Origin of the sequence: Streptomyces doebereineriae, assembly GCF_031845645.1 — a bacterium.
Taxonomy (GTDB): Bacteria; Actinomycetota; Actinomycetes; order Streptomycetales; family Streptomycetaceae; genus Streptomyces; species Streptomyces canus.
Map to the genome: position 1 here is coordinate 284,575 of NZ_JAVREZ010000005.1, position 13,298 is coordinate 297,872.

The following is a 13,298-nucleotide window of genomic DNA, read 5'->3' on the forward strand; positions in this document are numbered from 1 at the left end:
CCTCACGGGCGCACCCGCACGACCCGCAGGGCCGGCGAGGACAGGATGTCCTTCTCGCAGAACCGGGACGTCACCCACTTCTCCGCCGAGAACAGCCGCGTCTGGTCGCTGAAGTGCGGCGAGTTCGGGTTCGAGGACTGGGAGTACGTCAGCAGGGTCCGGGCCACCGGGCAGCGACCGCCGTCCCAGCCCACCGCCTGGATGTAGCTGGACCCGGTCGTCACCTCCGTGTATCCGCCGCCCGCCGGGTTCCACACCGGCTCGACCTTGTTCCACACCCCCAGCGACTCGGTGCCGCCCGGAACGGCGATGCGCTTGCCGTTCCGGGCGACGAACTGGTGCTCCCCGAGCCGCGAGTCCAGCGGGACACCGGCCGCCCCGAGCTCGGTCACCGTGTCCGCGAGGGCCGTGGCGAAGGCCGGCGCGTCGGTGTTGAGCGTGTTCGGGGTGCCCACCGGGTCGGCCGCCGAGAACGGCACCTTCCACAGCGAGGAAGTGGGCAGTTTCCGCCAGAGCCGGTCGAAGAGCAGCGCCCCCCGGCTGTCGGTGTTCGCGGTGCGGTCCCAGGCCGCGAGCACCCCGCAGGCCTCGCGAACGTCAACCGCCTTGCCGTCACTGCCCGTTGCCGTGCCACCAGGAAGCGCGGCACATGCCTTCGCCGCGTCCGCCGCCGCGAGGTCGCCCGCGGTCACCCGGTTGGCGAACTGCTGCGCCTGAAGGTCCCGTACGGTCAACCGCCCCCGCGCGGCCATCGCGGACACGTCCTGCAGGGCACCGCGGGTGCGCATCGAGCGCTGCGTGCCCACGGTGCCGAAGACCCGCTCGTACCCGGTGATCGGCCGCTCGGCATTGGCCAGCCAGGCACTGTCGTTGGAGTTCTCCGCGTACGGCGCGTCCGTGAGGACCGGCATCTTCGCGGGCCCGAAGATCCCCGGCTGTACGGCGCCCGGATCACTGCCGAGGGCACAGTCGCCGCGCGAGCCGTCGAGGATCGCCACTCCCGAGGCGGGGTAGGTGACCCTGCCCAGGGGAGTGGAACAGCGCTGGGCCAGCTCGACGGTGATCCGGGGGAGCACCTGGGACTGCGTGAACAGCGTGTGCCCCCGCGAGTCGGCGGCGATCGTGTTGACCCAAGGCAGCCCCTGGGTGCGCTTCAACGCGCCCAGAACGTCGCTCGTGCTGCGGGCCTTGCTGAAGCCGAGGGCCGTGTCGGAGGCGCGCAGGTTGGTGGCGTTCGGATCATTGAGGGCGTACGCCGTCGTGGTCGTCCAGGGCAGCGGCAGCGAGGCGCCGAGCGAGGTGACGACCGGGCCGTACCGCGTCCACCACTGGGTCCTCGTCACCGGTTCGCCGCCCTGGACGCGGACGGTCACCCGGCGCTCGGTCATCCGCTCCGGTTTGCCGTCGACGAGATACGTGGTCGGGTCGGCCGGGTCCAGGGTCAGCTGGTGCACGTTGAGGGTGACACCGGTGGCCACGGTGTGGCTCCAGGCCACCTGCGCGTTGTGACCTATGGAGATGGTCGCCGAGCCGAGCAGTGAGCCGCCCGCGATGTTCAGTTCGCCGGGGATGGTCTGTTGCGACTGCCAGAAGCGGCGGCCACCCTGCCAGGGGTAGTGCGGGTTGCCGAGGAGCAGCCCGCGGCCGTTGGCCGTCGTGGCCCCACTGAAGGCGACCGCGTTGGAGCCCATGTCGGCGGAGTCGGCGGCGAACAGTTCCCGGGCCGCGCGGGCGGTGTCCCGGGCGTCCGGTGCGTCGGCCGTCGGGGTGGTGGACGCGGGCGGCTGCGCGGCCGTGATGCCGTCCACGGCCCGGCCCTGACCGCCGAGCACGGCCAGCGCGAAGTTGCGCGCGGCCACGTCCTGGACCGTCACCGCGCGCACCCAGCCGGCACCCTTGCACGCCGGGTCGGTGATCCGGTTCTTCCGCAGCCAGGCGTTGTAGCCCGCCGCGAAGCCCCGCATCAGCTCCTTCACCGCACGGCTCGGACCGCGCGGCGCAGGTGTGGCCATCAGCTTCTCCACCGTCCCCGCCTCCCGCACCCCGCGGAAGTACAGGTCGCTGGAGAGGTTCCTGGTGGCCGAGGAGAGCGCGGAGTCGGAGGCCGCGTCGGCCCCGAAGAAGCGCGAACGCTCGCCGCGCACGGTCACGAACCCGTCGGCGAGCGTGCACACCTGGTCGGTGGCCTGCGCCCACCCGGTGCCGAAACCGAGGTCCGCGTAGTTCTTCGCGAGGATGTGCGGGATGCCGTACTCGGTGTAGCGGATGGTGGCGGACAGACCGCCGTGGGACGGATGTTCCTGTTTCTGCTGGTTCTGCGCGGCTGCGGCCGGCAGCGTGCCGACGGCGGTGAACAGGGCCACGGCCGCGACGACGGCGTGTCTGAGACGGGTGCGCATCGTGCCTCCCAACGTCATTGAGGGAAGGAGCGGTTGAGCGTACCAACCGGTAGGTTGTCCCGTATGACGCCTGGACACGGCAGTACGGTTGACGGGGTGCTGCGGCGCAGCGCCCGGCGCACCCCGGCGCGCGTCGCGGTGGAGTACGGCGAGCGCTCATGGACGTACGAGGAACTCGACGACGCCGTCTCACGAGCGGCGCGTCTTCTCCTCGACCAGGGCCTCGAGCGGGGTGACCGGGTCGGCGCCTACGGGCACAACTCGGACGCGTATCTGATCGGCTTCCTCGCCTGCGCCCGCGCGGGGCTGGTGCATGTGCCGGTCAACCAGAACCTCACCGGCGACGATCTCGCGTACATCGTCGGCCAGTCGGGCAGCACGCTCGTCCTCGCCGATCCCGACCTCGCGGGGCGGCTGCCGGAGGGTGTGCGCACGGTGCCCCTGCGGGACGCCGACTCGTCGCTGCTGGCCCGCCTGGCCACGGCATCGCCGTACGACGGCCCCGAACCGCGCAGCGAGGACCTGGTCCAGCTGCTGTACACCTCGGGGACGACGGCCCTGCCCAAGGGCGCGATGATGACCCACCGCGCCCTGGTCCACGAGTACCTGAGCGCGATCACCGCCTGCGATCTCAGTGCGGGTGACCGGCCCGTGCACTCGCTGCCGCTCTACCACTCGGCCCAGATGCACGTCTTCCTGCTGCCCTACCTCGCGGTCGGCGCGACGAACATCATCCTCGACGCGCCCGACGGCGACCGCCTCTTCGACCTGATCGAACAAGGCCGCGCGGACAGCCTGTTCGCGCCGCCCACGGTGTGGATCGGACTGTCCAACCGCCCCGACTTCGCCACGCGTGACCTCGGCGGGCTGCGCAAGGCGTACTACGGCGCCTCGATCATGCCGGTGCCCGTCCTGGAACGGCTCCGCGAGCGCCTGCCGAAGCTGGCCTTCTACAACTGTTTCGGCCAGAGCGAGATCGGCCCGCTCGCGACCGTCCTCGCGCCCGACGAGCACAAGGGGCGGATGGACTCCTGCGGCCGCACCGTCCTGTTCGTCGACGCACGGGTCGTGGACGAGAACGGCAAGGACGTGCCGGACGGTACGCCCGGCGAGATCGTCTACAGGTCACCGCAGTTGTGCGAGGGCTATTGGGGCAAGCCCGAGGAGACCGAGGCGGCCTTCCGGGACGGCTGGTTCCACTCCGGGGACCTCGCGGTGCGGGACGCGCACGGCTACTTCACCATCGTCGACCGGGTGAAGGACGTCATCAACTCCGGTGGCGTGCTGGTCGCCTCACGTCAGGTCGAGGACGCGCTGTACACGCACGACGCCGTGGCCGAGGTCGCCGTGATCGGCCTGCCCGACGAGCGGTGGATCGAGGCCGTCACGGCGGTCGTCGTCCCGCGCGGCGAGGTCACCGAGGCCGAGCTTCTCGACCACGCCCGGGAGAAGCTCGCCCACTTCAAGGCACCCAAGCGGGTGCTGTTCGTGGACGAGCTGCCGAGGAACGCGAGCGGGAAGATCCTGAAGCGGGAGCTGCGGGACCGGTTCGCGGACTAGCGGGGGCGCAGGTCGACGATCCGGCGGATCTTCCCGACGGACCGCTCCAGGGACTCCGGTTCGACGATCTCGACGGCGACCGACACCCCGATGCCGTCCTTGACGGCCGTCGCGATGGTCCGTGCGGCCGCGTCCCGGGTCTCGGGTGTGGCGCCCGGCCGGGCCTCCGCGCGCACGGTGAGGGCGTCCAGGCGGCCCTCGCGGGTGAGCCGGAGCTGGAAGTGGGGTGCGACGCCCGGGGTGCGCAGGACGATCTCCTCGATCTGGGTGGGGAAGAGGTTCACCCCGCGCAGGATCACCATGTCGTCGCTGCGGCCGGTGACCTTCTCCATCCGCCGGAACACCCGGGCCGTGCCCGGCAGCAGCCGGGTCAGGTCCCGGGTCCGGTAGCGGATGACGGGCATCGCCTCCTTGGTGAGCGAGGTGAACACCAGCTCACCCCTCTCGCCGTCCGGCAGCACCTCCCCGGTGATCGGGTCGACGATCTCGGGGAAGAAGTGGTCCTCCCACACATGGAGCCCGTCCTTGGTCTCCAGGCACTCCTGCGCGACGCCCGGGCCGATCACCTCCGACAGCCCGTATATGTCCACGGCGTCGATCGCGAACCGCTCCTCGATCTCCCGGCGCATCTCCTCGGTCCAGGGCTCGGCTCCGAAGACGCCCACGCGCAGGGACGTGCCGCGCGGATCGACACCCTGCCGCTCGAACTCGTCGAGAAGGGTGAGCATGTACGACGGGGTCACCATGATGATGCCGGGTTCCAGGTCCTGGATGAGCTGGACCTGGCGTGCCGTCATGCCGCCGGACGCGGGGACGACCGTACAGCCGAGCCGTTCGGCGCCATAGTGTGCGCCGAGTCCACCGGTGAACAGCCCATAGCCGTACGCCACATGCACCACGTCCCCGGACCTGCCGCCGGCCGCCCGGAGGGAACGCGCCACCATGTCGGCCCACAGGTCCAGGTCGTTGTCGGTGTAGCCGACGACTGTGGGGTGCCCGGTGGTGCCGCTGGAGGCATGGATGCGCCGCACATGGTCCCGGGGCACGGCGAACATCCCGTACGGATAGTTCTCGCGCAGGTCCGCCTTGGTGGTGAACGGGAACCGGGCCAGGTCGGCCAGGGAGCGGCAGTCGTCCGGCCGGACACCCGCCTTGTCGAAGGACTCCCGATAGAACGGCACGTGCTCGTACGCGTGCCGCAGAGACGCCCGCATGCGCTCCAGCTGCACCGCCCGCAACGCCCCGGCATCCAGTCGTTCCCCCGAGTCCAGCAGCTCCGCCGCATCCGCCATCGGAACGTCCCTTTCGCCAACCGCGTCATCACGGGCGACCGATCATTCGGTCGTGGTGCTGGGGATCAGTAATCCAGGCGATCGGCGCGGAGGCAAGTCACTTCGCGAACGCCGTCATGAAGCGGTCGCGGAACTTGTCCATGCCCCACTCGGGCGCGTTGTCGGCGGGCTTGAGCCCGTCCGTCCAGTTCCAGTCGTCGACCCGGTCCAGCACCTTCGGGTCCTTGGCGACGATCGTGATCGGCACGTCCCTGCTGGTGGATCCCTCGGTGACGGTCGGGACGGGCTGGTGGTCACCGAGGAAGACGAGGACCGTGTTCTCGTCGCCGTAGCGCTGCATCCACTGGGTCAGGCTGTCCACGGAGTACTGGATGGCCTTGCGGTACTCGGTGCGCACCCGCTCCTGGCTCTTCCAGACCTCCGTCGGGTTCGTGCCCTCCTTCTTGATCTGCTCGAAGACGGAGCCGTCACCGAGGTCGTTCCAGTCGATCGTGTGGGCGATCGGCGACCAGGGGTTGTGGCTGGACGCCAGGATGATCTCCGCCATGATCGGGTCACGGTTCTCCTTGCCGTGCTCCAGCTTCTGGAAGGCCTCCAGGCTGAACTGGTCCGGCACGGGCGTCCAGCTGAAGTACGGACCCTTGTAGCCGAGGTGCGTGGAGTCGTAGATGTGGTCGAGACCGAAGTACTTGCCCTCGGGCCACGACTTGCGCACGCCCGGCACGATGCCCACCGTGCGCCAGTCACCGGTCTTCTGGAAGTAGCTGGTGAGGGTCGCGCGGTCACTGGAGGTGAGGTTCAGGTACCGCTGCTGGTTCTTGACCCACAGACCCGACAGGAACGTGGAGTGCGCCATCCAGCTGCCGGCGCCCGTCACGGGGGACTGCAGCCAGCCGCTGCGCGACGCGAAGCCGGCCGCCTTGAGCGTCGCGTCGCCCTTCTTCAGCGTCGCGTCCATCTCCGGTGCCATCGCCGGGTCGTCGATCGCCACCCGGCCGTAGCTCTCGATGAAGGTGAACAGGACGTCCTTGCCGTGCAGTCCGGTCAGGAGCTGGTCGGGAGGCGTGGCGGCGAAGGCGTCGACGGCGGACTGCTTCTCGAAGACCTCGGCGTCGCCCAGTCCGTTGCGGACGTTCTGGATCCGGTTGGCGAGGAATCCGGTGTAGCCCTTGGTGGCGATGGCGACCCCGCCGAACTGCACGCCGAGGTTGAAGCAGGTGACCCACACGGTTCCGAGGACGAGTGTGGTGAGAACCGCCCGGGGGCGGTGCCGGGACATGACGTTCGTCAACCGCACCACCGCGAGCGTGCACAGCACGAGGACCGCGATGAACAGGATGATCACCCCGGCGATCGCGAGCACCTCGCCCGTGCGCCCGAACGACTCCCGCAGCCAGTCCGTCGCGTTGCCCAGCATGATCCAGTCGAAGACCAGGTCGAACGGCCGGGCCATGGTCTGGCGGAAGCCCATGTCCATCAGCTTCAGGAGGGTGAGCAGCCCGATGAACGCCCCGAAGAACACCGCCGCGATCCGGCGGACCTTCGGGGGCAGCACCAGCAGGACGGCCGCCAGGACGATCGCCTCGACGGGGAGCCGCAGGAACGCCTGGAGGTTCATGCGGTCGAGCCGGGCGGGGGAGAGCAGCACGACCAGCAGCAGAAGACCGGCCAGCACGCTCGTCCCCACGGACACACCACGGGCCGTACGGGGATAGCGGCGGCGCCAGCCGAACCAGCCGGGGCGTGGGGAGTCGCCGGCCTCGGAGGTCTCGGCGGCTTGAGTGGTCTCGGCAGCCCCAGCCTCCTCTACGACCTCTTCCGTCACGTCTTCCCCCGTCGCACCCCCACCATCCGCTTCCGCCTCGCCCCCAGTGGTAATCGGCAGTTGGCGAGAACGAGTGAAGAGCGACACCCGGTGGTCCTTCCGTGCGGTCTTGCTGTGGCGTGCGGTCATGCAGCGACGGCATGACGATCGGGGCCCGCTGACCGAGCCTGCCACCACCAGTACGTTCGCACGTCACGTTCGGTTCAATCGCACGGGGTCGGGATTCGACCGTCACCCGTCCGCCGCCACCGCCACCTTCTGCGCCCACCGGTAGTCCGCCTTGCCGCTCGGGGACCGGCGTATGGACTGAGCGATCACCAGCTGGCGCGGCACCTTGTACCCCGCGAGCCGCTCCCGGCAGTGGCTCTGGAGGTCGTCCAGGGACATCCGCACCGCACCCTCACGCAACTGCACGACGGCCGCCACATGGTGCCCCCACTTCACGTCCGGCACCCCGGCCACGAGCGCGTCGTACACATCGGGATGCGCCTTGAGCGCCTGCTCGACCTCCTCCGGGTACACCTTCTCGCCGCCCGTGTTGATGCACTGCGAGCCCCTCCCGAGGACGGTGACGACCCCTTCCTCGTCGACGGTGGCCATGTCCCCGAGCAGTACCCACCGCTCGCCGTCCTTCTCGAAGAAGGTGTCGGCGGTTTTCCGCGGGTCGTTGTAGTAGCCGAGCGGCACATGGCCGCACTGGGCGACCCGGCCCACCTCGCCCACGGCCACCGGCTCGTGCGTGGCCGGATCGACCACCTGGGTACGGGCGTTCACCCGGACGCGGAAGCCGCGCTCGGGGCCGGAGTCCTCCGTCGCCGTCCCGTTGAAGCCGGACTCGGAGGAGCCGAAGTTGTTGAGCAGCATGGCGTTCGGGACGAGGGCCCGGAACTGCCGGCTCACCGTGTCCGACATGATCGCGCCCGACGAGGACACACTGAACACCGACGACATGTCGGTGCCCTTCATCGGGCCCTCCAGTGCGTCGATGAGCGGCCGTAGCATCGCGTCACCCACCAGCGACATGGCGCTGACCTTCTCCCGCTCCACGGTCCGCAGCACCTCCTCGGGCACGAACTTGCGGTGCAGCACGACCCGTTGACCGAAGTTGAAGCCGATGAGGGCGGTCAGCGTGGAGGTGCCGTGCATCAGCGGGGGCGTGGGGAAGAAGGTGATCCCCGTCCCGCCTGCCGCGACCCGCTCGGCAAGCTCCTCGGGCCGCTTGACCGGCTCACCGGTGGGTGCGCCCCCGCCCAGTCCCGAGAAGAACAGGTCCTCCTGACGCCACATGACACCCTTGGGCATCCCGGTGGTGCCGCCGGTGTAGATGATGAACTGGTCGTCGGCCGAGCGCGCCGGGAATCCACGCACCGGCGACCCGCCCGCCTCGGCTTCCGTGAAGTCCACCGCCGACAGCCGACCCGGTTCCCCGTCCCCGACCCGCACCAGGTGCCGCAGCCGTTCCGCCTGCGGCAGCGCTGCCGCCACCCGGTCCGTGAACTCCGCGTCGAAGACCAGCCCCACCAGATCGGCGTCCCGGTAGAGATAGACGAGCTCTTCCTCCACATAGCGGTAGTTGACGTTGACCGGGACGATCCGCGCCTTCATGCAGCCCAGCAGCGTCTGCAGGTACTCCACGCCGTTGTACAGGTGCAGCCCGACGTGCTCCCCGGGCCGTACTCCGCTGTCGAGCAGATGGTGGCCGATGCGATTGGCCGCGGCGTCCAGTTCCGCGTACGTCAGCCTGCGCTCCGCACCCGTACCGGGAATGTCGATGTACGCGAGCGCCTCACGGTCAGGCACCACGTCGACGACGGACTCGAACAGGTCGGCAAGGTTGTACTCCACCGCTCCTCCTGACCCAACACGGCCTGCTTCTCCGACGGTTCGCCGGTCATCAGAGCAAAGGGCGGCGTGACTGTGAAGGGTTCGCGCGAATAAATCTGACTGACTGTCAGAAAACTCTTGAAGTGCGTCGGCGCCTCCTGCAACCTGTTCTCGTTCTGGCAGAGGGGAGACGGGCGATGGGTGGGACGGAACACCTCAACATCCAGCGCGAGGGCGCCACACTGGTGCTCACGCTCAACAGGCCGGAGGCGAAGAACGCGCTCTCGTTGCCGATGCTGGTCGGTCTCTACGACGGCTGGCTCGAAGCGGACGCGGACGACTCGATCCGCTCGGTCGTCTTCACCGGCGCGGGCGACTCGTTCTGCGCCGGCATGGACCTCAAGGCCCTCGCGGGCAAGGGCACCGGCGGCGAGCAGTACCGGGACCGGCTGACCGCCGACCCGGACCTGCACTGGAAGGCCATGCTGCGCCACCACCGCCCCCGCAAGCCGGTGATCGCGGCGGTCGAGGGCTACTGCGTCGCGGGCGGCACGGAGATGCTTCAGGGAACCGACATCCGGGTCGCAGGCGAGTCCGCGACCTTCGGCCTCTTCGAGGTCAGGCGCGGCCTGTTCCCGATCGGCGGCTCCACGGTCCGGCTGCAGCGCCAGATCCCGCGCACCCACGCGCTGGAGATGCTCCTCACCGGCCGCCCGTACACCGCACGCGAGGCCGCCGACATCGGCCTGATCGGTCACGTCGTCCCGGACGGCACGGCACTCACCAAGGCCCTGGAGATCGCCGAACTGATCAACGCCTGCGGCCCGTTGGCGGTGGAGGCGGTGAAGGCCTCGGTCTACGAGAGCGCCGAGATGACCGAGACCGAGGGCCTGGCCGCCGAACTCAAGCGCGGCTGGCCGATCTTCGACACCGCCGACGCGAAGGAGGGTGCCCGCGCCTTCGCGGAGAAGCGGCAGCCCGTCTACCGGCGCGCGTAGGCGATGTCGTCGCAGGTGCGTCGGACACTGCGGGCCGTCGGTGGCCGGTCGCGCAGTTCCCCGCGCCCCTTGGGCGTCGCACCGCCGAGCCTGCCGAGCCACCGTCCGCCCACCCACGCGCGTCCGTCCTCGAAGGAGGCACGCCCTCGATGCCCGAAGTACTCAAAGCCCCCCTGGTCGTCGAATTCCCCTTCACCCGCTCCCTCGGCCCCGTCCAGAGCGCCTTCCTGACCGGCCTGCGCGAGCGCCTCGTCCTCGGCGTGAAGACCCGCGACGGCCGCACCCTGGTCCCGCCCGTCGAGTACGACCCCGTCACCGCCGAGGAGATCCGCGACCTCGTCCACGTGGGCACCACCGGCACCGTCACCACCTGGGCCTGGAACCACGAACCCCGTCGCGGTCAGCCGCTGGACACGCCCTTCGCCTGGGTGCTGGTGAAGCTCGACGGCGCCGACACCGCACTGCTGCACGCCCTCGACGCCCCCGGGCCCGACGCCGTCCGCACCGGCATGCGCGTCCGGATCCGCTGGGCCGGGGAACGCTGCGGCGCCATCACCGACATCGCCTGCTTCGAGCCGTACGACGGAGACGATTCCACCGTCACCGTCCACGCGGGCGAGTTCGAGGACCCCGTCCACGGCATCGTCGCCCAGGCCCGCCTCGACTACACCTACTCACCGGGCCGCGCCCAGACCGCCTACATCAACGCCCTCGCCGAACACCGTGCCGTCGGCGAGCGCTGCCCGGCCTGCCGCAAGGTGTACGTCCCGCCGAGGGGTGCCTGCCCCACATGTGGCGTGGCCACATCGGAACAGGTGGAAGTGGGTCCTGCCGGCACCGTGACCACCTTCTGCATCGTCAACATCAAGGCGAAGAACCTCGACATCGAAGTGCCGTACGTCTACGCCCACATCGCCCTCGACGGCGCCGACCTCGCGCTGCACGGCCGGATCGGCGGCATCCCGTACGACCAGGTGCGCATGGGGCTCAGGGTCGAGCCGGTGTGGAGTGAGGGCGGCCGCTACCCGGACCACTATCGGCCGACCGGCGAACCCGACGCGGACTACGAGACGTACAAGGAGCTCCTTTGACCAGTCACGCAGCCCCGGAGCCCCGCGACATCGCCGTCGTGGCCTTCGCCCAGTCCGACACCCTGCGCTCCACCGCGGAAGTCTCCGAGGTGGAGATGCTCATGCCGGTCCTGCACGACGTCATCGCGCAGACCGGTCTGAAGACCGCCGACATCGGCTTCACCTGCTCCGGTTCCTGCGACTACCTCGCGGGGCGTGCCTTCTCCTTCACCCTGGCGCTGGACGGCGTGGGCGCCTGGCCGCCCATCTCCGAGTCGCACGTCGAGATGGACGGGGCCTGGGCCCTGTACGAGGCGTGGACCAAGCTGCTGTCCGGGGACGCCGACACCGCGCTGGTGTACGCGTACGGCAAGTCCTCACCCGGCTCCCTGCGCGACGTGCTCACCCGGCAGCTGGACCCGTACTACGTCGCCCCCCTGTGGCCCGACTCCGTCGCCCTCGCCGCCCTCCAGGCCCAGGCGCTGATCGACGCGGGCGACACGGACGAACCCGAGCTGGCGGCCATCGGCGCCCGGAGCCGCGCGACCGACAACCCGCGCGCACAGCTCAAAGGGCCTGTACCGCAGGGGGATTACCTCGTACGGCCACTCCGCACCGGCGACTGCCCGCCCATCGGCGACGGGGCCGCCGCCGTGGTCCTCGCGGTGGGGGAGCGGGCCAGGGAGCTGTGCGAGCGCCCCGCCTGGATCCGCGGGATCGACCACCGCATCGAGGCGCACTCGCTCGGCGTCCGCGACCTCACCGACTCTCCCTCCACCCGCCTGGCGGCCGAGCGGGCCGGGGCCTTCGAACGGCCCGTGGACACCGCCGAGTTGCACGCGCCGTTCACCTCGCAGGAAGTCGTCCTGCGCAAGGCGCTGCGGCTCGACGACTCCACCCGGGTCAACCCGTCCGGCGGCGCCCTCGCCGCCAACCCGATGATGGCCGCCGGCCTCGCCCGCATCGGTGAGGCCGCCGCCCGGATCCACCGGGGCGAGTCCGACCGGGCCCTCGGCCACGCCACCTCCGGGCCCTGTCTGCAACAGAACCTGGTCGCCGTACTCGAAGGGGATCCGCGATGAGCAAGGAGCCCGTGGCCGTCGTAGGGATCGGCCAGACCAAGCATGTCGCGGCCCGCCGGGACGTGTCGATCGCCGGGCTCGTCCGGGAGGCCGCCCGAAGGGCGCTCGACGACGCCGAGTTGACCTGGGCCGACATCGACGCCGTGGTGATCGGCAAGGCGCCCGACTTCTTCGAGGGCGTCATGATGCCGGAGCTGTATCTGGCCGACGCGCTCGGCGCGGTGGGCAAGCCGATGCTGCGGGTGCACACGGCGGGCAGCGTCGGCGGCTCCACGGCGCTGGTCGCCGCGAACCTGGTGGCGGCCAGGGTGCACTCCACCGTCCTCACCCTCGCCTTCGAGAAGCAGTCCGAGTCCAACGCCATGTGGGGCCTGTCCCTGCCGATCCCCTTCCAGCAACCCCTGCTCGCCGGAGCCGGCGGCTTCTTCGCGCCGCATGTGCGCGCGTACATGCGGCGCACCGGCGCGCCCGACACGGTCGGGTCGCTGGTGGCGTACAAGGACCGTCGCAACGCGCTCAAGAACCCTTACGCGCATCTGCACGAGCACGACATCACCCTGGAGAAGGTTCAGGCCTCGCCCATGCTCTGGGACCCGATCCGCTACTCCGAGACCTGCCCGTCCTCGGACGGCGCCTGCGCGATGGTGCTCACCGACCGGGCGGGCGCCGCGCGGGCGCCCCGGCCGCCGGCCTGGATGCTGGGCGGCGCCATGCGCAGCGAGCCGACGCTCTTCGCGGGCAAGGACGCCGTGTCGCCCCAGGCGGGCAAGGACTGCGCGGCCGACGTGTACCGGCAGGCCGGGATCGCCGACCCGCGCCGGGACATCGACGCCGTCGAGATGTACGTGCCGTTCTCCTGGTACGAGCCCATGTGGCTGGAGAACCTCGGCTTCGCCGACGAGGGCGAGGGCTGGAAGCTCACCGAGGCCGGCGTCACCGAGCTGGACGGGGATCTGCCCGTCAACATGTCGGGCGGCGTGCTGTCCACCAATCCGATCGGCGCCTCCGGCATGATCCGCTTCGCGGAGGCCGCGCTCCAGGCGCGCGGACAGGCCGGGGAACACCAGGTGGAGGGCGCCCGGAGGGTGCTCGGGCACGCCTATGGCGGCGGATCCCAGTTCTTCTCCATGTGGCTCGTGGGGTCTGAGCCCCCTGATGCGTGAATTGACTCCTGAAAGGTCCCCCTCACGTGGCCTGTCGGCGGTCGGGCACGATCGCTAGGCTGGCCGCGGACGACGCAATCGGGAG

The 13,298-nt window shown here is 70.3% G+C and carries 9 protein-coding genes; 5 read left to right on the forward strand and 4 right to left on the reverse strand.

What is annotated here, in order from left to right:
- Nucleotides 1-2: 2 nt before the first annotated feature.
- Nucleotides 3-2,399, reverse strand: a complete 2,397-nt coding sequence (locus RNB18_RS17500) for a penicillin acylase family protein (RefSeq protein ID WP_311714998.1) — start codon at nt 2,397-2,399, stop codon at nt 3-5.
- Between the two features lie 63 nt (nt 2,400-2,462).
- Here RNB18_RS17500 and RNB18_RS17505 point away from each other — a divergent pair, with 63 nt between their 5' ends.
- Nucleotides 2,463-3,959, forward strand: a complete 1,497-nt coding sequence (locus RNB18_RS17505; protein ID WP_311714999.1) for an acyl-CoA synthetase — start codon at nt 2,463-2,465, stop codon at nt 3,957-3,959.
- Here the strand turns inward: RNB18_RS17505 and paaK are convergent.
- From paaK to RNB18_RS17520, 3 genes are all read right to left on the reverse strand, one after another.
- A complete protein-coding gene (gene paaK / locus RNB18_RS17510; protein WP_311715000.1) occupies nt 3,956-5,251 on the reverse strand; it encodes a phenylacetate--CoA ligase PaaK in 1,296 nt (431 codons plus the stop codon). The genes RNB18_RS17505 and paaK overlap by 4 nt on opposite strands.
- Nucleotides 5,252-5,348: 97 nt before the next feature.
- Nucleotides 5,349-7,205, reverse strand: coding sequence for an LTA synthase family protein (locus RNB18_RS17515; RefSeq protein ID WP_311715001.1), 1,857 nt, complete (start codon nt 7,203-7,205; stop codon nt 5,349-5,351).
- Between the two features lie 102 nt (nt 7,206-7,307).
- A complete protein-coding gene (locus RNB18_RS17520) occupies nt 7,308-8,921 on the reverse strand; it encodes an acyl-CoA synthetase (RefSeq protein WP_311715002.1) in 1,614 nt (537 codons plus the stop codon).
- 176 nt (nt 8,922-9,097) lie between these two features.
- Between RNB18_RS17520 and RNB18_RS17525 the strand changes: the two genes are divergently transcribed.
- The 4 genes from RNB18_RS17525 (at nt 9,098) to RNB18_RS17540 (ending at nt 13,213) form a co-directional block, all read left to right on the forward strand.
- The gene (locus RNB18_RS17525) at nt 9,098-9,898 is read left to right on the forward strand and encodes a crotonase/enoyl-CoA hydratase family protein (protein WP_311715003.1); all 801 of its coding nucleotides are present in this window, start codon (nt 9,098-9,100) and stop codon (nt 9,896-9,898) included.
- Nucleotides 9,899-10,047: 149 nt separating this feature from the next.
- The gene (locus RNB18_RS17530; protein ID WP_311715004.1) at nt 10,048-10,989 is read left to right on the forward strand and encodes an OB-fold domain-containing protein; all 942 of its coding nucleotides are present in this window, start codon (nt 10,048-10,050) and stop codon (nt 10,987-10,989) included.
- Nucleotides 10,986-12,050: a thiolase domain-containing protein gene (locus RNB18_RS17535; protein WP_311715005.1), complete on the forward strand. Its 1,065-nt coding sequence runs from the start codon at nt 10,986-10,988 to the stop codon at nt 12,048-12,050. The genes RNB18_RS17530 and RNB18_RS17535 overlap by 4 nt, the downstream gene beginning before the upstream one ends.
- Nucleotides 12,047-13,213 (forward strand): thiolase domain-containing protein, encoded by a 1,167-nt coding sequence (locus tag RNB18_RS17540; RefSeq protein WP_057611500.1) that lies wholly within the window; start codon nt 12,047-12,049, stop codon nt 13,211-13,213. Before RNB18_RS17535 ends, RNB18_RS17540 begins: the two co-directional genes overlap by 4 nt.
- Nucleotides 13,214-13,298: the final 85 nt, after the last annotated feature.